Genomic DNA, 19,529 nt, shown 5'->3' with positions numbered 1-19,529 from the left:
GTCATGCTCCCTTCATCACGCTGGCGGCGTCCTGAACGGCACGCACGATCTTGTCATAGCCGGTGCAGCGGCAGAGGTTCCCGGCGAGGCCGAAGCGGATCTCCTCCTCGGTCGGATCGGGATTCTTGGCCAAAAGGTCCTTGGCAGCCATGAGGAAGCCCGGCGTGCAGACGCCGCATTGGAGTGCGGCGTGTTCCAGAAATTTCTGCTGCAGCGGATGCAGCCTGTCGCCATGCGCCATGCCCTCGATGGTCTCGACGTGCCGACCCTCGGCCTCCGCGCCGAGCACCAGGCACGAGCACACCAGCCGATCGTCGAGGATGATGCTGCAGGCCCCGCAGTCGCCGGTGCCGCAGCCTTCCTTGGCGCCCGTCAGCCCCAGGCGATCGCGCAGGACATCAAGCAGCGTCTCGTCCGGCTGGCAAAGGAACTCGACATTGTCGCCGTTGATTGTCGTTGATACTGCCACACCAGCCATCATTTGCCTCCTGCGCGTGCATAGGCGGTCGTGGCGGCCCGCTTGGCCAGCACACCCGCGACTTTCCGTCTGAATTCGATAGTGCCGCGCTTGTCGTCGATCGGGCGGCAGGCGCCCGAGCAGACCTTGGCGAGCCTCTCCAGCGTGGCTTCGTCTAGCTTGGAGCCGATGAGAACCTCGGCGGCCTCCTCGACCAGAATCACCGTCGGCGCCACGGCGCCCAACGCCAGACGGGCGGATTTGACGCGACCTTGCTCATCGAGCGTCAAGTTCACGCCGGCGCTTACCACCGCGATGTCCATCTCTGTGCGCGGAATGAAACGCAGATAGGCATCGCCCGAACGCGGCAGACGGCTGTCGAGCAGGATTGCTTCGATGATCTCGCCCTTGGCCAGCGACGTCTTGCCCGGCCCAGTCGGCACCGCTTCCACGGCAATCGTGCGCCTGGTTCCCGGGCCGACGACCACAGCCTTGGCGCCAGCGGCCACCAGCGCCGGCACGCTGTCGGCGGCCGGCGAGGCGTTGCACAGATTGCCGACGATGGTGCAGCGTCCCTGCACCTGCTTCGAGCCGATCAGCTTGGCCGCTTCGACGACGCCGGGCCATGCCTTCTGCAGGGCCGTGTTCTCGCCCAGCAATGCGCAGGGGACCGCCGCGCCGATGCTGAAGCCCTCGGCTGTTTCCCTGACCTCGCCAAGCCCGTCGATCGCCTTGATGTCGACGATCAGGTCGGGTTCGATAAAGCCGCCTTTCATTCGCACCAAGAGGTCGCTGCCTCCGGCGAGGATGGCGGCCGTGCCGGCTGAACCGGCCAACAGGCCGGCGGCGTCTTCAATTGAAAGCGGACGTATGTAACGCATCGTCTCCCCTTAGTGGTCATAGTCACACCAACTGATATAACCGTCTCTCCACAATGGCCATCCTGTTCGTGCATTCGCGGATTGGGCCAGGCGCCGCAATTTCATTTGCTCGTCCAACTGGACGCACCGCCAGCCACTAATGCTCGATCGGTCCCTTCGGCATCACCAGCGCGGTGCCTGCAGTCGTCGGGCGCTCGATCATGCGGCGGACGCGCGCGCAGTCCAGCACCGCGCCGACCCATCCGTAAGTCATCCGTAAGTCATCCGTAAGTGCGCTCCCTCTATGTCCTGTTTCGAACCAGGCGACATGTCTGCGCCGTACAGAGAGGGAAACGAACATGAGCACGCTCCTTGCACCAATTGTGATTGGCCCCGTATCGGTCTTGAGTACCTCGGTCCGTATCGATGGGCCGCTTCCCGGCTCGAGCATTTCCCTCCTGGTAAATGGCGTACCCGTCCCTGCGGTAAATGCCGGCGCCACAACCAGTACCTTTGTGCCGGTCGCCGCAGGCTCCCTCAACGTGGGGGATGCATTGACCGCACGCTGGACGCTCGGCGCCGAAGCCAGTGATCCAAGCCCGGTCCCGATCGTCGTGCTCGGGTATCCCTCGACGCTAAGCCCATTGGTGTATTTGAGTCAGGTGCACGAGTGCGTCGACTGGGTGCTGATAGGCGCAGCCTATCCTGGCGCCACGGTCGAGATTTTCAACGGCGGCGCATTGATTGGCAGCGATACTGCACGCGGAAATGTCGTACCAGTGCGCATTCGCGGGGCGATCCAGGCCAACGATGTGCTTAGCGCGGTGCAGTCCGTTCAGACGCCTGCCGGACAGGTGAAGAGCAGTCAGACCCCGAGCTTGCCCGCCGAACAGACGCCGTATCGGGAAAATACCATGCCGGCACCAGCAGTCGGCCCGGTTCCTGGGTGCGCGCAAGCAGTACCCGTCAGGGGGTTGGCTCAAGGCGCCACCACGAAGGTCCACTTCAATGGCGACGTGCTGGAATATCCTTTCGTCGGTGCCAACCTCCTGGCGCTGCTTGGCCGTGCCGCGCACAATCCGGATGTCTTCAGCGCCACGCAGCACTTCGAGCGCTGCAATGCATCAAGTCCGTCATCTGCCCCTCCGGTGATCGTCGACGAAACCTTGCCGGTTAGAAAGCCCGTAATCGACGCCTCACAGTACTCCTGCCCGGCAGCCCGTGCTTTGCCTATCTCCAATCTCGAGCCCGGCGCGACATTGACGATCCAACTTGTCGATCCGACTTCGGGTGCAGCTACCGTGCTCGGGAGAATCGGAGTCGGCGAGGATGTGAGTTCCGGCCAATACTGGATTCCCGACGTGTCGGCCCTGATCCCGGCCTCGCCGCCGTTTCCATCGCTCGTCGTCATCCAGGAGCTATGCGGCAAGACAGCCACATCGGATAAGTTGCTGGTGGTAGGGTCTTACCAGGGCAGCGTATTTCCGCCGACCGTCATGGAGCCTGCATTTGAATGTGCAAGCGGCGCTTTCGTCAACAGCGTCGACAACGCGGTCGTACGTTTGTACTCGGATGCGCCAGATTCTCCTGTAATCAGCAAGCCCGTATTCAGTTTTGGCGGCCTCGTCTGGGTCGAGACATTTCGGCCGTTGCGCGCCGGCGAGCACATTCACGCCGAGCTGGAGCTTACTTGTCAGCCCCTCGCGCTTCGGGTCGGGGGCCCGATCAAAGTGTCCGACCTGACCCCACTCAAGACCCCGGATATTCAACAGCCCGTCCGGGTCTTCCAGCGGTTAATTTACGTATCAGGCGTGATTCCCGGGGCGCGCGTGCATGTATTCGTGAACGGGAAGTGGCGCGCCAGCGATACGCCACTTGGTTGGACGACGCTCTTCTTCGGGATTTACGTGGGCGAGCTCAAGGTAGAAGACCAAATTACGGTGATGCAGACATTGTGCACGAAGATGTCTCCGCTCACCAGAGTTCCCGTCAATGTCACCCTCGGGGAAATGCTGCTCTCCGCGGCTCCCCCGTCCCTGATAGCGGGCCAGCCGGCGACGATAACCATCAAAGCAGTCGACGCCGATAACAAGTCCCAATCGGTTGGAGGGACCATATCGCAAGGGGGCGCGGTGGTCGGGGCCACCAACACAGCGTTCACGCTATCTCCGCCGACCGGCCAAGCATCGGTCAGCTTGCAAGTTGCAGCCGTTGGCTACAAGACCGAGACCATCAGTATTCCCCTTACTGCGGCGCCGGTCGTCAAGCCGGCGATGCTGACGATAGCAACGGGTCTCTGGTTCAACGCCACCAAGAAAGAAATCACTGAAATCACCTGGCACCTGCAGGGGCCATCCGGCAGCTTTTCAAAGACCGAAAAGCCGAACGCAGAGCCGGCGTTGGTTCAGTTCGCGTTGCCCAAGCCGGCCGGCGGCGGGTTCACGCCGTTCACTCTCAGCTGCGAGGTCACATTCCAGTTCCAGGATTTCAATTTCATCTCAGGCGTATCTGGGACGAGGTCGAGTGACTTTATCGAGGGAGGCCTCATAAAGCCGTCTCCATCAACCGTCGAGATGTATTGGAGCGGTACCGACCTGACGATCAACTTCCTGGTAAAGTGGATACAGCAGGGCGATTATTTCGTCATAGAGCTCATGTAGTCGAATCGCCAGCGGAAGGGCGTCAGGGTGGCTGGAGCGGTTCATCGTTTCACGGAAACGGCGAACCGCTCTGTCTCTTCCGGACGGAAAACCGTATCACACTTTTCCTGGAATTGCGCTGGAGCGGGATGCGTTCAAATTGAACGGTGCATCCCGCTTTATCTATTTGTTTTAACCGCATTTCTGCGACGTCAAGTGATTCCCTTGGGTGCAAAATGCTTTAATGCTCGATCGGTCCCTTCGGCATGACCAGCGCCGTGCCGGCAGTCGTCGGGCGCTCGATCATGCGGCGGACGCGCGGTGGCTCGTTGCCGCTGTGCAGCGCCCTTATACGCTCGCCGATGACCGCGTCGGCGTAGGTGGCGCGCCGATTGTGGCGGATATATTCGACCCAGGTCGGCGTGTGGTAGTGCTCGATCCATATCGACGGATTTTCGAGATCGCGCGCCAATGTCCAGTTGCGGGCGCCGTCACGTCGGCGGATGCGGCCGCGCTCGGCCATGGTGGCGAGGAATTCCGGTACGTCCTCGTTGCGGATGACATATTCGATCATGATGGCGATGGGACCGCTGCGCGGCTTGAGATCAAGCGCCAGATGCGGCTCCCGGAAGCGGTTGAGCGGGTCGAGGTTGAGCACCGCCTGCTGCGGCAGCGGCAGCAGCAGGCCGATGGCGCCTCCCGCCAGCATGGCGACGCTGGCCGCCATCAGGGCGACTTCGGCGCCATGCGCGTCGGCAACGACACCCCAGACCCAGCTGCCGAGCGCGATGCCGCCGAAGGTCGCGGTCTGATAGACCGAAAGCACGCGGCCAACCACCCAGCGCGGCGTCGACATCTGCACGGTGACGTTGAAATGCGACAGCGCCGTCACCCAGCAGGCGCCGCCGAGCAGCAGGCCGAGCGACGTCTGCCAGGCATGATTGCTGACGGCGGCGTTGAAGGCGCAGACGGCGAAACCGGCGAATGCCATGCGCACCATGGTTTCGCTGGACAGCAGCTGCCGCAGCCTGACGCTGGTCAGCGCGCCGCCGACGGCGCCGATGCCGAAGGTGCCGAGCATGATGCCGTAGCTCAAGGCATCACCCTTGACGACGTCGCGCGCGACCAGCGGCAGCAATGCCAGGACCGCGCCGGCGCTGAAGCCGAAAGCGGAGCTCCTGACCAGCACCTTGCCGATGTTAGGCGACATGGCGACATAGCGCAGGCCGGCGCCCATTGCGGCGCCCAGTGTCTCGCGCGGCAAGGTCGATGCCGGCAGTTCCGGCTTCCAGCGGGCCAGCACGACGATGAGGCCGACATAGCTCAGCGTGTTGACGGCGAAGGCCGCGGCGGCACCTGCCGCGGCAACGATGATACCACCGATCGCCGGGCCGACGCTGCGCGTCAGGTTGAAGCCCATCGAGTTGAGCGCGATCGCCGCCGGCACCTTGGTGCGAGGCACCATGTCGCCGACCGAAGCCTGCCAGGACGGGCTATTGAGCGCGGTGCCGCTGTCGATCAGGAAGGTGAAGGCGAGCAGCGTCCACGGTGTCATCAGGTCGAGATAGGTGAAGACGGTCAGAAGAGCCGAGACGACGAGCATGAAGATCTGCGCGATCAGCATGACCTTGCGCCGGTTGAAGCTGTCGGCGATGGCGCCGGCCAGCAGCGCAAACAGCATGATCGGCAAGGTGGTCGAGGCCTGGACCAATGCCACCTGGTAGGACGAGGTGGCGATCGTCGTCATCATCCAGGCGGCGCCAACGCCCTGGATGAGGCCACCGAAATTGGAGACGAGGCTGGCGGACCACACCGCCCGGAAGATGCCGTGCCGGAACGGCGCCAGCGCCGAGGCGCTTTCGCTTTCCGGTGTGTCGTCGTTCATAAATGCTTTCCCGGGCTCAAATGCGTTTGTTCTTCCGATCAATCGGCCCCGCAAGCCGTGGGTTCAAAAAATAGAACATCATTTCGCAAAGGGCGAACGCATTCTGGAAAAATATCATGGTCCAACAACAAGATAGCGGGCGGGTCAGCGCGTGCCGCTGCAGGCTGAAGGATCGGTCAGGCAGGCGGTACCGCTTGCCGAGCGCTGCCATGTGATTGGCAGGCACCGGCGGCACTTCTAGCGGTCTTCGAAGCCGGTCAGCACGCCGACGGCGTTGATGCCGATCTCCTCGACGGCGTAGCCGCCTTCCATGACGAACAGCGTCGGCAGGCCGAGCCTGGCGATGCGGCGGCCGATCCTGGGATAGTCGGGGGTCTTCAGCTTGAACTGGCTGATCGGGTCCTTCTCGAAAGTGTCGACGCCGAGTGAAACCACGACGACGTCGGGAGCATAAGCCGAAAGCCTCGTGCAAGCGTCCTCGAGTGAGGCGTTCCACACGTCCCAGCCGGTGCCGAAGGGCATCGGGTAATTGTCGTTGAAGCCTTCGCCGTCGCCCTCGCCGCGTTCGTCGGCATGGCCGAGGAAGAAGGGATATTCGGTCATCGGATCGCCATGCAGGTTCAGCACCTGAACGTCACCGCGGCGATAGAATATCTCCTGGGTGCCGTTGCCGTGGTGATAATCGACGTCGAGGATCGAAACGCGCCCGGCGCCACGGTCGCGGAACCATTGCGCGGCGACGGCGGCGTTGTTGATGAAGCAATAGCCGCCCATGAAGGCCGCCCCTGCATGGTGCCCTGGCGGGCGGCAGAGGGCGAAGGCGGAAGGCTCACCGGCCTTGACCAGCGCGGCGGCGGTCAGCGCGACGTCATAGGACGACTTGATCGCATCCCATGTGCCTTTGACGAACGTCGCGCCACCGTCGAAGGAGTAGAAGCCGAGCAGCGCATCGATGCCTTTCGGGCGCACGTCGCCGCGCAGTCCGCGCGTCGGCCAGGTGAAGGGAATGGCCGAACCGCTGCGGCCCGACGCTTCCCAGAGCGGCCACACGGTCGGCAGGAAATCGATGTAGTCGCTGGCATGCACCTTCCTGGCGGCGGCAAGGTCGTGGCTTTCCGGCGGCAGGATCGGACCGAGTTTTTCGCTCTCCACCCGCGCCCTGATGAACTCGGCGCGCGAAGGCTTTTCAAAAGCCGGCACGATGGCGCCGGCGATCAATTCGACATTGCCGGAATGGCCGGCATGGAAAGGCGAAAAAACAGTCTTCATGAAATTGTTCCGTGGTGAGACGCGGCGACCCTAGCCGTCCTGCATGGCCCTTCACAAGGCGCTGGGCCAACCAGCTATGGCTTGCTGGCCCGGCAGCCGGTCGTCTAGCCTGCCGGCAACGCAACCGAACCGCGGGTAATCATGAGTTCAAATGCCGACCTGATCGTCACCAATGCCCGTGTGCTGACCATGGACGAAGGCAATCCGACGGCCGAGGCGGTGGCGATAAAGGACGGCAACATCCTGGCGGTTGGCGATCGCCGGACGATCGAGGCGCTGAAAGGGCCGGCCACGAAGATCATCGATGCGCAAGGCGGTTCGGTGGTGCCGGGCTTCATCGAAGCGCATATGCACCTTTTCGGCGGCGCGGCCGAGCTCGACAATCTGCACCTTCAGGGCGTGCATGGCTTCGATGCACTGAGCGACGCGATCCGCGCCTACGCTGCGGCACGGCCGAACGCCAAATTGCTGCTTGGGGCCGGCGTCGACTACACTATCCTTTCCAAGGAAGAGCCGGTCACCCGCCATCATCTCGACCGCATTATCGCCGACCGGCCGTTCGCCATGTCGGCTTCCGATCACCACACGATGTGGGCCAACACCAAGGCGCTTGAGCTGGCTGGCATCCTGCACGGCAAGCAACTCGGCCCCGGCAACGAGATCGTCATGGGCGCCGACGGCCTCGCGGCCGGCGAATTGCGTGAGGGCGAGGCCTTTGGGCCGATCCTCGAGCTTTCCGGGCAGAACCGCGTGCGGCTCGGCCTTGCGACAGGCGGCGAGCCCGAGCCGTACCCTTCCGCCGCTGAAATCGCGGCCGACCGTGCCCTGATGCATCGCGGGCTGGAATGGTGCGCCCGCCACGGCATCACCTCAATCCAGAACATGGACGGCAATCTCTACCAGCTCGAACTGCTTGCCGGGTTGGAGCAGGAAGGCCGGCTGCTCTGCCGCACCAAGATACCTTTTCATTTCAAGAACTTCATGACGCTCGACAGGCTGGAAAAAGCGTCGAGGATGGCTTCCGCCTACCGATCGGAATGGCTGTCGTCCGGCATGGTCAAGATGTTTTACGACGGCGTGCTGGAAGGCTGGACCGCGGTCATGGTCGACGACTATGCCGACCGGCCGGGCTGGCGCGGTGAGCCGCTGTTCACGCCAGAGCATTTCGCCGAGGTGGCGCTGGAGGCCGACCGGCGCGGCCTGCAGATCGCCGTGCATTCGATAGGCGACGGCGCTGTGCGCGCGGTTCTGGACGGTTACGAGGCGGCGCGGCGGAAGAACGGCAGGCGCGACAGCCGTCACCGGGTCGAGCACATCGAGGTGACCACTGCCGCCGACGTGCCGCGCTTTGCCGAACTCGGCGTCATCGCCTCGATGCAGCCGCCGCACCCGCCCGGCGCCATGGACTTCCCGCTGGAGCCGACGCTTTCGCGCATCGGCCGCGAAAGATGGCCGCTGAGCTATGCCTGGCGGACGCTGAAGCAGGCGGGTGCGCATGTCGTCTTCGCTTCCGACTGGCCGGTGTCGCGGGTCGACCCGATCCTGGGCATTCAGGCGGCGGTGTTGCGCAAACCTTGGGCAGACGGCGTTCCCGACCAGAGCTTCTCGCTGTTGGAAGCGCTTGCGGGCTATACAGTCGAAGGCGCTTATGCCGAATTCATGGAGCACCGCAAGGGCCGGCTGAAAACCGGCTATCTGGCCGATCTGGTGGTGCTGTCGGCCGATATCGAGACAACTGAACCGGGTTTGTTACACAAGGTGCATCCGGTGACTACCATCTGCGGCGGCAAGATCAGTCATCAGGTTGATGATGGGGCTGACGATGGCACGGAGCTTGCGTTCTGAACCGAGATTCAGATGCATGGTTGCCAAGCCGACCGGCATATGCTGACAATCGAATGGGAACTGGATCCGCCAACAAGAGCGGACATGACAATGGGGTAATGCGTGCCGGATCAGCCGGGTAAGAGTGCAATCGAGGTCCGCGGCGTCCGCAAGGTGTTCGGTACCGGGGACGCACAAGTCGCCGCTCTCGACACGGTTTCGGTGTCGATCCGCGAGAACGAGTTCTTCACGCTGCTGGGGCCGTCGGGGTGCGGAAAGACGACGCTGCTGCGGCTGATCGCCGGCTTCGATTTCCCCAGCGAAGGCGAAATCCTGCTGCACGGCCACGACATTGCGCCGCTGCCGCCGTTCAAGCGGCCGGTCAACACCGTCTTCCAGTCCTATGCGCTGTTCCCGCACATGACGGTGGCCGAGAATATCGGCTTCGGCCTGGAGATGCTGGGCAAGCCGAAAGCCGAAATCAAGGCACGCGTCGCCGAGATGCTGAAGCTGGTCAAAATGGAGGCGCTCAGCGGCCGCCGCACCAGCCAGATCTCCGGTGGCCAGCAGCAGCGCGTCGCACTGGCCCGCGCGCTGGCGCCGCAGCCAAAAGTGCTGTTGCTCGACGAGCCGTTGTCGGCGCTCGACTACAAGCTGCGCAAGGAGATGCAGATCGAACTGAAACGGCTGCAGCACCAGACCGGCATCACCTTCATCTTCGTCACCCACGACCAGGAGGAAGCGCTGACCATGTCGGACCGCATCGCTGTGATGTCGGCCGGTAAGATCCTGCAGGTCGGCACGCCCTGGGACATCTACGACAAGCCGGCGGAGCGCTTCGTTGCCGACTTCATCGGCGAAACCAATTTCCTGACCGCAGCCATCACCGACATCGGCAACGGCAAGGCGCGCGCGACCCTCAAATCCGGCGCAACGATCGACGCGACGGTGGCTGAAGGCTTCCAGCCGAAGGATAATGCTACCGTGGTGGTCAGGCCGGAACACGCCAAGCTGACCAGCGGCAAGGGCGATCTTTCCGGAACCGTCGAAAACATCGTCTATTTCGGCACCGACACGCATATTCATGTCCAACTGGACAGCGGCGAAGCCTTCACCGTGCGCCAGCAGAACACGCGCAGCGCAGGCTGCGGTTTCGAGCGGGGCGACAAGGTCGGTATCTCGATCGGCAACGACGCCGCGCAAGTGCTGAGGGATTGATGGCGAGCGCGTTTTCCCAAGCTGCATTGTTCGAAGCAGAGGCGGAGAAGGCCAGTGCCAGGCGCCACCGCCTGCTTTCGTTGCCAGCTTTGATAATCATCGGCATTTTCGGCGTGCTGCCGCTTCTCATCATCGTCATCTATTCATTTCTTGCCGCAGCACCCTATGGCGGCGTGCAGTGGCAATTCTCGACCGACGCCTATCTGAACTTCCTGTTCCAGCGCGACATCTTCGACGACACGCTGCAGTTCACGCCGGATTTCCTGATCATCTATCTGCGCTCGTTCGTCTTCGCCGTGGTGACGACGGTCATCTGCCTGCTGCTCGGCTTTCCGACAGCCTATTTCATGGCCACGCGACCGCCGGCGCAGCGCAACTGGTGGGTGCTGCTGATCACCATCCCGTTCTGGTCGAACCTGCTGGTGCGCACTCTTGCCATCATGTTCATCATCCGCGACGAGGGCCTCATCAACAACGCACTGATGGCTCTGGGGGTGATCGAGAAACCGATCACCATGCTCTACACCAACTTCGCCATCCAGCTCGGCCTGTTATACTCGTTCCTGCCGTTCATGGTGCTGCCGCTCTATTCCAGCCTGGAGAAGCTGGATTTCCGGCTGGTCGAGGCCGCCTACGATCTCTATGCGACCCGTCGGCAGGTGCTATGGCGGGTGATCATCCCGCTGTCGCTGCCCGGCATCATCGCCGGCTGCCTGCTTGTGTTCATTCCGGCCCTCGGCGCCTATGTGACGCCGCTGATCCTCGGCGGCGGTATCCACCTGATGATCGGCGATCTCATCGCCCAGCAATTCGGCTCCGGGCGCAACTGGCCGCTCGGCTGCGCGCAGGCGCTGATCCTGATGGCAGCGGTGCTGGTGGCGCTCTACTTCTATGTCCGTAACACGTCGGGGAAGATGAGGCATGGCTGACCCCCGCAGCGCCGATATCAAGGACCAACCGGGCTTCCGCTCGATCGCCATCATCTGCCTCTGCGTGCTCTACGCGCCGATCCTGATCCTGATGATCTTCTCGCTGAACACCGGGTCTCTGGTCACGCGTTGGGAAGGCATCGGGCTCGGTTGGTATGGCAGTGCGCTGCTCAACCAGGAATTCCACAACGCCGCCAAGAACACGCTGATCATCTCTGTCACCGCCACGATCATTTCGACGATCGCCGCGACGCTGGCGGCGATCGGCATGACCCGGGTCAAGCCGTGGCGCGGGCTGTCGGCCGCCTTCATGGTCATCAACCTGCCGCTGATGGTTCCGGAGATCATCACGGCGGTGGCGACGCTCTCGTTCTTTGCGCTGATCGCGGGCACTCTCGGGCTCAATTTCGGCATCGGCAATCTGATCCTCGCCCACACCGTCTTTTGCATTCCTTTCGCCTATATGCCGATCCGGGCGCGTCTCGAGGACATGGATCTGACGCTCGAAGCTGCCGCGGCCGATCTCTATGCCACGCCCTGGCATGCTTTCCGGCGCATAACGCTGCCATTGCTGGTTCCCGGCATCCTGTCGGGTGGGGCGCTCGCCTTTATCGTCTCCTTCGACGATTTCACCATCACGCAGCTGGTCGCCGGCCCCGGGCAGACGACGCTGCCCCTCTACATCTGGAACCAGATCAGGCGGCCGATGACGCCAGAGATCAACGCCATCTCCACCATCCTGCTGCTGGTCTCGATCCTGTTCGTCTCGATATCGTTCCTGATCGCGCGCCGCCGCGCCAAGTGAGTCAATGGGAAGGCAAAGGAGACTGTGATGTCTAGGAAACTGATGGCTGCCGTTTCGACGGCAGCACTTTTATGGGCAGTACCTGCACTCGCCGATGGTGAGCTGCACATCTACAATTGGGGTGATTACACCAACCCCAAGCTGATCGAGAAATTCGACAAACAATACAACGTCAAGGTGACGCTGGACGACTACGATTCCAACGAGACCATGCTGTCGAAGGTGCGCGCCGGCAATTCCGGCTACGACATCGTCGTCCCATCCGACTACACCGTGAAGATCATGATCGATGAGGGCCTGCTCGAAAAGACCGAGCCCAATGCGATGCCGAACGGCAAGAACCTCGACCCGCGCTTTGTCGACATCTACTGGGACAATGGCCGGCATTACACCGTGCCGTGGCAGTTCGGCACCACGACCTTCGAAGTCAACACCGACAAATACAAGGGCGACATCGACACGCTGGCGATCCTGTTTGACCCGCCGGACGAGTTGAAGGGCCAGATCAACATGCTGGACGATGTCAACACTGTGATGCATGCGGCCGAGCGCTACGCCGGCGTGCCGCGTTGCGGCGCCGATAAGGCCAATCTGAAGAAGGTCAACGACATACTGATGGCCGCCAAGCCGTCATGGAAGACCTTCAGCTACGACACCATCACCAAGATCACCTCGGGCGATGTGATCGTCACGGAGGCGTGGAACGGCGCAACCTATCGTGCGCGCCAGAAAATTCCGGCGATCAAATACGCCTATCCCAAGGAAGGCATCGAAGGCTGGATGGACAATGTGGCCGTGCTGAAAGGCGCGAAGAACCTTGAAAATGCGAAGCTGTTTCAGGATTTCGTCATGGCCCCGGAAAACGCCGCGCTGATTTCGGAATTCGCCGGTTACGACAACGGCATTACCGGGAGCCACAAATTCCTGCCGCCGGACTTCGCCAGCGCGCCGGAAATCAATCCGCCGGCCGGTGCGCCGACTGCGGAATTCGTGCCACCTTGCCCACCGGAAGTGGTCGAGATCTACAACAAGATCTGGACCAATCTGCGCAAATAGGCTCGACGTGGGATCGATCGAAGGGAGGCTTCGGCCTCCCTTCTTTGCGACAAGGGGATTGGATGAAATCTTATCGCAACAGCGAACCGGCGCCGCCGATCATGCAGGGTTCGCCGCCGCGGATGGTGCCGCCGAAGCTCGACTGGGACCGGCCGCCATGGAACCGCTGGGCGTTTCAGCACATCCGCGAATTTCTGCCGACCGTCGAAGTCTGGCGCGGCAATGGCCATCGGCATCGCTTCGAGCGCGCCGAGGTCGATCTCGACGCGCTGCCGGTGAACGACAGCATGGGTCAGCCGACGACACTCGCCGGACTGCTCGATGAGACCTATACCGACGGGTTTCTCGTGCTCAAGGACGGCAAGGTCGCCTATGAGCGCTACTTCAACGGCATGACCGAGCGCACGCTGCATCTTTCGCAGTCGATGGCGAAGTCGGTCACGGGCTCGGTGTTCGGCATACTGGTCGGGCGCGGGCTGATCGATCCGGCTTTGCCGGTGACGACCTATCTGCCGGAGCTGGAAGCGACCGGCTGGGCAGGCGCCAGCGTGCAGCATGTGCTCGACATGACGAGCGGGGTGCGCTTTTCCGAGGAATACACCGACCCCTATTCCGACATCGGCCAGGTCGATGTCGCCACCGGCTGGAAGCCGGTGCCACCGGACAGCGATCCGGCCTTCCGCTGGCCATCGCATATGTTCGAACTGATCCTGGGGCTCAAGGAGAAAATCCGGCCACACGGCGCCGCCTTCGAATACCGCTCGATCGAGACCGACGTGCTTGCCTTCATCATGGAACGGGTGAGCGGCAAACGGCTGGCGCAGCTGGTTTCGGACGAACTCTGGCAAAAGCTCGGTGCGGATGAAAGCGCCTGCTTCACCGTCGACAGCGCCGGCTACGCCATCGCCGACGGTGGCTTCAACGCCACGCTGCGCGACTATGGCCGCTTCGGCCAGCTGATCCTCGACAATGGCGGCGAAATCGTGCCGGCCGACTGGATCGAGACGACACGCCATGGCAGGCATGGGCCGGATTTCAGTCCCAGCCTGCCGGAAGGCAGCTACCGCAACCAGTTCTGGATCGAGGACCCGCGCTCGCGCGCGCTGATGTGCCGGGGCGTGTTCGGGCAGCTGATCCATATCGACTGGGATACGAAAATGGTCGTGGTGAAGCTTTCGAGCTATCCGGATTTCACCAACATCGGCTATTCGGTGGGGACGCTGAAGGCCGTGCATGCCATTGCCGCGGCGCTCGCCTGAACCTCAAAGAAATCCGCAGGATCACCATGACCGGCAAGACCGCGTTCGAAACCAGATACGGCTTTGCCCGCAAGCAAGTGCTGCTCGGCAACTGGCGCGAAAGCCCGTTCAGCCGGTGGTCGTTCCAGAATGTCGGCGAGTTGGTGCCGAGCGCTGCCGTGGCGGCAAAGCCGGGCAGCAGCGAAGCGCCGGCCCAGGATTTCGGCGGGTTACTTGGTGAAAAGGTCGCTCTTGCAGGCGGGGCGGAGACGGTCGCGGCGTTTCTCAGGCGCTCCGATACCGACGCGCTGACGATCATGAAACGCGGCAAATTCGTCGGCGACTGGTCCGCGCCGCATATGGAGTTTGGGGCGCGCCACCTCGTCTTTTCGATCAGCAAGTCGCTGACCGCCATTGTTGCCGGCATATTGGAAGGCGAGGGGATTTTCGATCCGCAGGCACCGGTAAGCCGCTATCTGCCCGAAGCCGCCGGCTCGGCCTATGGCGATGCGCGTGTGCGGCACGTGCTCGACATGAGTGTCAGCCTCGATTTCGAAGAGGCCTATCTCGATCCGGAAAGCGCCTTCGCCCGCTATCGCCGCGCCATGCTGTGGAATCCGGGCGGGGGCACCGAGAGCCTGGCCACTTTCCTCATGACGCTGCAGGGTCTGGCCGAGCCGCATGGCCGGACGTTCCGCTACCGTTCGCCCAATTCCGACCTGCTCGGCATCCTGCTCGAACGTGCGTCTGGCCGGCGTTTCGCCGATCTGATGCGCGAAAAATTATGGGAGCCGCTCGGCGCCGTCGGCGATGCCTCGGTGACAGTCGACACGGAAGGAACGGCGCGCACCGCCGGCGGCATTTCGGTGACGCCGCGCGACCTTGCACGCGTCGGCGAGATGATGCGGCAAGGCGGCGCAGCCAATGGCCGCCGCGTCGTGCCGGAAGCCTGGGTGCGCGACACGACCGAAACCGGCGGTGACGCCGAGGCCTGGCGGCGCGGCACGATGGCGTTCCTGTTTCCGCGTGGCCGCTACCGCAACAAATGGTACCAGACGGGCGCGGCAAGCGGCGCCGTCTGCGGCATCGGCATCCACGGCCAGTGGCTTTACGTCAATCCGAAGGCCGAAATGGTAATCGCAAAGATGTCGTCGCAGCCGGTACCGGTCGACGATCCGCTCGATTTGGATATGATATCTTTCTTCGAGGCGCTGAGCCGGATGGTCTGATCCATCCAGACAGCCCGACCTTTCCTGTGGACCTCTCGCCGGGTTGAAAATGGCGCAGTTGGCGCGGCAGTGCTCTGCGCCTATGGTCGCTGCTCGTTTCGACTAGCGACAGGTACGACATGGCATCCGATATCAAGCGCATCGCAACCATCATAGCCGCCGAAATCGGCGCGCGGCCCGAACAAGCTGCGGCGGCGATCGGCTTGCTCGACGACGGCGCGACCGTGCCGTTCGTGGCGCGCTACCGCAAGGAGGTCACCGGCGGCCTCGACGACACGCAGCTGCGCGACCTCGCCGAGCGGCTGGCCTACCTGCGCGAACTCGACGCGCGCCGCGACACCATCCTTGGTTCGATCCGCGAGCAGGGCAAGCTGACCGAGGAGCTCGAGGCAAAGATCGCTGCGGCCGGCACCAAGGCCGAACTCGAAGACATCTATCTGCCTTACAAGCCGAAGCGCCGCACCAAGGCCGAGATCGCACGCGAGCGCGGGCTCGGGCCTCTGGCGGAAGCTATTCTCGCCGACCGTACGGCTGTACCCGCCGAGCTGGCGCTCGCCTACATCAGCGAAGACGTCGTCGATACCAAGGCGGCGCTCGAGGGTGCGCGCGACATCCTGTCCGAACAGTTCGCCGAGAATGCCGATCTGGTCGGCAGATTGCGGACCTACATGAAGGAACGCGCCTTCCTGCGGTCGCGCGTCGTCGACGGCAAGCAGGAGGCGGGCGCGAAATTCTCCGACTATTTCGACCATGTCGAGCGCTGGGCCAACGTGCCGAGCCATCGCGCGCTGGCCATGCTGCGCGGCCGCAACGAGGAGGTTCTGTCGCTCGACATCGAGGTCGATGCCGACGATGCCTCGCCGGTGAAGCCGGTCGAACGGATGATCGCCGATACCTACGCCATCGGCCGCCAGTTGCCGGGAGACCGCTGGCTGGTGGAAGTAGCCGGCTGGACCTGGCGCATAAAGCTGTCGCTGCACCTGACGCTCGATCTGATGCGCGATCTGCGCGAGCGGGCCGAAGAAGAAGCCATCCATGTCTTCGCCCGCAATCTCAAGGATTTGCTGCTTGCCGCGCCTGCCGGCTCGCGGCCGACGATGGGGCTCGATCCGGGCATTCGCACCGGCGTCAAGGTGGCGGTGGTGGACGGCACCGGCAAGCTGCTGGCGACGACAACGGTCTATCCGTTCCCGCCGAAGAACGATGTCCGCGGCACGCAGGCCGAACTGGCCAAGCTCATCCGGCTGCACAAGGTCGAGCTGATTTCGATCGGCAACGGCACCGGCAGCCGCGAGACCGAAAGGCTGGTGGCCGACATGCTGGCTGACATGCCTGCCGGGTCCGGGCCGAAGCCGCTCAAGGTGATCGTCAGCGAGGCCGGCGCCTCGGTCTATTCCGCCTCGGCAACGGCGGCGGCGGAATTTCCCGGCCTCGACGTGTCGCTGCGCGGGGCGGTGTCGATCGCGCGGCGCCTGCAGGATCCGCTCGCCGAACTGGTCAAGATCGAGCCGAAGTCGATCGGCGTCGGCCAGTACCAGCACGACGTCGATCAGTACCGCCTCGGCCGCTCGCTGGAAGCGGTGGTCGAGGATGCGGTCAACGCCGTCGGCGTCGATCTCAACACGGCCTCAGCGCCGCTTCTGGGGCGGGTTTCGGGTCTCGGCGCATCGCTGGCCGAGGCGATCGTTGCGCACCGGGACGCGACCGGCCCGTTCGCCAGCCGCCGCGAACTGTTGAAGGTCTCCCGCCTTGGACCCCGCGCGTTCGAGCAATGCGCCGGCTTCCTGCGCATTCCCGACGGCAGCGAGCCGCTCGATGCCTCCGCCGTGCATCCGGAAGCCTATGGCGTGGCCAAGAAGATCGTCGCGGCCTGTGGGCGCGACGTCCGCTCGCTGATGGGCGACAGCGCCGCACTCAAGGCGCTCGATCCGCGCGTCTTCGTCGATGAGCGCTTCGGCCTGCCGACGGTGCGCGACATCCTGGCGGAGCTGGAAAAGCCCGGCCGCGACCCGCGCCCCGGCTTCAAGACCGCGACCTTCGCCGACGGCATCGACGACATCAAAGACCTGAAGCCCGGCATGCAGCTTGAAGGCACTGTCACCAATGTCGCCGCCTTCGGCGCCTTCGTCGATATCGGCGTGCACCAGGACGGACTGGTGCACGTCTCGCAACTGGCCGATCGGTTCATCAAGGACGCGCATGAGGTGGTCAAGGCCGGCGACGTGGTCAAGGTGCGTGTCGTCGACGTCGATATCAAGCGCAAGCGCATCGGTCTGTCGATGCGCAAGGATGGCGACGGTGGCGCACCGAAGCCGCGCGACAATGGCAGCAGGCCGGTGCCGCGCGCGCCCGCGCCCCAACGCCAGCCGGAGCGGCCGGTGCAGCAGGGCGCGTTCGGCGCGGCTTTGGCCGATGCGTTGAAGCGGAAGTGAAGCGGAAGTAATTTCGCGAGCCGGGCTGCGCCGCCAGGTCAGACAGCGGCGCTCGACATTGATGATCCATCACCAATGCTCATGGATCGGCGAAGCTATTTCGTTTGATTTTTTCAGGGCGGGAGCCGATAAGCCGCGCGTTTCAAGATTTCTGTTTCGATGCATGTCGTTATCTCCAAGCTGCCGAACACCCTCGGGTCAGGCCCGCGGGCAAGCTTTGGGCGACATGCATGAGTTTGGGAGACCGAGAGCCATGGCCGCCGACAAGAACGCATTCGTCTGGGATGATCCTTTCCTGATCGAGGACCAGCTTTCGGAAGACGAGCGCATGGTGCGCGATGGCGCCGCGGCGTTTGCCGCCGACAAGCTCGCTCCGAAGATCGAGGAAGCCTATCTCGAGGAAAAGACCGACGCCGGCATCTTCCGCGAAATGGGCGAGGCCGGTCTGCTCGGCATCACCATCCCCGAGGAATATGGCGGGCTCGGCGCCAACTACGTCACCTACGGGCTGGTCGCGCGGGAAGTGGAGCGGATCGACTCGGGCTATCGCTCGATGATGAGCGTGCAGTCGTCGCTGGTAATGTATCCGATCCATGCCTATGGCTCGGAAGAACAGCGCAAGAAATACCTGCCGAAGCTGGCGTCGGGCGAATGGATCGGCTGCTTTGGCCTGACCGAACCTGACGCCGGTTCCGACCCGGGCGGCATGAAGACGCGGGCCGAAAAGACCGCGAGCGGCTACAGGATCTCCGGCTCGAAGATGTGGATTTCCAACGCGCCGATCGCCGACGTGTTCGTCGTCTGGGCAAAGTTGTCCGACGAAAGTGGGGGCGCGCATGACAACCAGATTCGCGGCTTTGTCCTGGAAAAGGGCATGAACGGGCTATCGGCGCCGAAGATCGGCGGCAAGCTGTCGCTGCGAGCCTCGATTACCGGCGAAGTGGTGATGGAAGGCGTCGAGGTCGGCGAGGACGCGTTGCTGCCCAATGTCTCGGGTCTCAAGGGACCGTTCGGCTGCCTCAACCGGGCACGCTACGGCATTTCCTGGGGCGCCATGGGCGCGGCTGAGGATTGCTGGCACCGCGCCCGCCAGTATGGCCTCGACCGTAAGCAGTTCGGCAAGCCGCTGGCCGGCACGCAGCTTTTCCAGAAGAAGCTCGCCGACATGCAGACCGAGATCGCGCTCGGCCTGCAGGGCAGCCTGCGCGTCGGGCGGCTGATGGATGAAGGCAAGATGGCGCCGGAGATGATCTCGCTCGTCAAGCGCAACAATTGCGGCAAGGCGCTCGACATCGCCCGCCAGGCCCGCGACATGCATGGCGGCAATGGCATCCAGATCGGCTACCACGTCATGCGCCACGCCCAGAACCTGGAAACCGTCAACACCTATGAGGGCACGCATGACGTGCATGCGCTGATCCTCGGGCGGGCGCAGACCGGGTTGCAGGCGTTCTTTTAGCATTGGCGGGTGTCCTCCGCTTCCAGCGCCACTGCTTGGCATCTCCCCTCGCAAGGCGGGAGATCGGCAATTTTCGCCAACGGCGCCACATTTTGTTCTTGCTTTGTGCCGGCAGCTATGCTACTAATTTCGCTATGGTGCTAATTCGCACCGATGACCCGCTCACCGAGGCGGGTTTTTCTTTTCAGCTCTTTTCGACCAAGCATCGCGCGTGCTGCTGACATCAATG

At 63.1% G+C, this 19,529-nt stretch carries 14 protein-coding genes; 10 read left to right on the top strand and 4 right to left on the bottom strand.

The genetic code is table 11. The features are described 5' to 3' along the window. Position 1: 1 nt before the first annotated feature. Both NKK47_RS18100 and NKK47_RS18095 read right to left on the bottom strand, forming a co-directional pair. On the bottom strand, positions 2-478 hold the full coding sequence (locus tag NKK47_RS18100) for a (2Fe-2S)-binding protein (protein WP_023675443.1): 477 nt from the start codon (positions 476-478) through the stop codon (positions 2-4). Continuing rightward, on the bottom strand, positions 478-1,338 hold the full coding sequence (locus NKK47_RS18095) for an FAD binding domain-containing protein (protein ID WP_352577776.1): 861 nt from the start codon (positions 1,336-1,338) through the stop codon (positions 478-480). Before NKK47_RS18095 ends, NKK47_RS18100 begins: the two co-directional genes overlap by 1 nt. 338 nt (positions 1,339-1,676) lie before the next feature. Here NKK47_RS18095 and NKK47_RS18090 point away from each other — a divergent pair, with 338 nt between their 5' ends. Next, positions 1,677-3,977: a hypothetical protein gene (locus NKK47_RS18090; RefSeq protein ID WP_352577775.1), complete on the top strand. Its 2,301-nt coding sequence runs from the start codon at positions 1,677-1,679 to the stop codon at positions 3,975-3,977. 220 nt (positions 3,978-4,197) lie between these two features. On the opposite strand, the gene NKK47_RS18085 is transcribed toward NKK47_RS18090, so the two are convergent. Beyond that, entirely contained in the window at positions 4,198-5,841 is a 1,644-nt protein-coding gene (locus NKK47_RS18085; protein ID WP_352577774.1) for an MFS transporter, read from the bottom strand. Positions 5,842-6,078: 237 nt separating this feature from the next. Then, on the bottom strand, positions 6,079-7,110 hold the full coding sequence (locus NKK47_RS18080) for a histone deacetylase family protein (protein ID WP_352577773.1): 1,032 nt from the start codon (positions 7,108-7,110) through the stop codon (positions 6,079-6,081). Between the two features lie 141 nt (positions 7,111-7,251). On the opposite strand from NKK47_RS18080, the gene NKK47_RS18075 reads away from it, so the two are divergent. From NKK47_RS18075 to NKK47_RS18035, 9 genes are all read left to right on the top strand, one after another. Then, a complete protein-coding gene (locus NKK47_RS18075) occupies positions 7,252-8,955 on the top strand; it encodes an amidohydrolase (RefSeq protein ID WP_352577772.1) in 1,704 nt (567 codons plus the stop codon). Between the two features lie 102 nt (positions 8,956-9,057). Then, entirely contained in the window at positions 9,058-10,152 is a 1,095-nt protein-coding gene (locus NKK47_RS18070) for an ABC transporter ATP-binding protein (protein ID WP_352577771.1), read from the top strand. Next, positions 10,152-11,081, top strand: a complete 930-nt coding sequence (locus NKK47_RS18065) for an ABC transporter permease (RefSeq protein WP_023675452.1) — start codon at positions 10,152-10,154, stop codon at positions 11,079-11,081. Before NKK47_RS18070 ends, NKK47_RS18065 begins: the two co-directional genes overlap by 1 nt. Further along, positions 11,074-11,886: an ABC transporter permease gene (locus NKK47_RS18060; protein WP_023675453.1), complete on the top strand. Its 813-nt coding sequence runs from the start codon at positions 11,074-11,076 to the stop codon at positions 11,884-11,886. Before NKK47_RS18065 ends, NKK47_RS18060 begins: the two co-directional genes overlap by 8 nt. Before the next feature lie 27 nt (positions 11,887-11,913). Further along, positions 11,914-12,942, top strand: a complete 1,029-nt coding sequence (locus tag NKK47_RS18055) for an extracellular solute-binding protein (protein ID WP_352577770.1) — start codon at positions 11,914-11,916, stop codon at positions 12,940-12,942. A gap of 62 nt (positions 12,943-13,004) precedes the next feature. Then, positions 13,005-14,201 (top strand): serine hydrolase domain-containing protein, encoded by a 1,197-nt coding sequence (locus NKK47_RS18050; protein ID WP_352577769.1) that lies wholly within the window; start codon positions 13,005-13,007, stop codon positions 14,199-14,201. A 26-nt stretch (positions 14,202-14,227) separates the two neighbouring features. Then, on the top strand, positions 14,228-15,409 hold the full coding sequence (locus NKK47_RS18045; RefSeq protein WP_352568093.1) for a serine hydrolase domain-containing protein: 1,182 nt from the start codon (positions 14,228-14,230) through the stop codon (positions 15,407-15,409). A 119-nt stretch (positions 15,410-15,528) separates the two neighbouring features. Beyond that, positions 15,529-17,841 carry a Tex family protein gene (locus NKK47_RS18040; protein WP_352577768.1) on the top strand — a complete coding sequence of 771 codons (2,313 nt, stop codon included), beginning with the start codon at positions 15,529-15,531 and terminating at the stop codon, positions 17,839-17,841. Between the two features lie 253 nt (positions 17,842-18,094). Further along, on the top strand, positions 18,095-19,300 hold the full coding sequence (locus NKK47_RS18035) for an acyl-CoA dehydrogenase (protein WP_352577767.1): 1,206 nt from the start codon (positions 18,095-18,097) through the stop codon (positions 19,298-19,300). The last annotated feature ends 229 nt before the right edge of the window (positions 19,301-19,529 follow it).

Origin of the sequence: Mesorhizobium sp. M0019 (genome assembly GCF_040323975.1) — a bacterium.
In the GTDB taxonomy this organism is placed as follows: Bacteria; Pseudomonadota; Alphaproteobacteria; order Rhizobiales; family Rhizobiaceae; genus Mesorhizobium.
The sequence above is the reverse complement of the archived record's forward strand: the minus strand, read 5'-3'. Positions and strand labels throughout refer to the sequence as shown.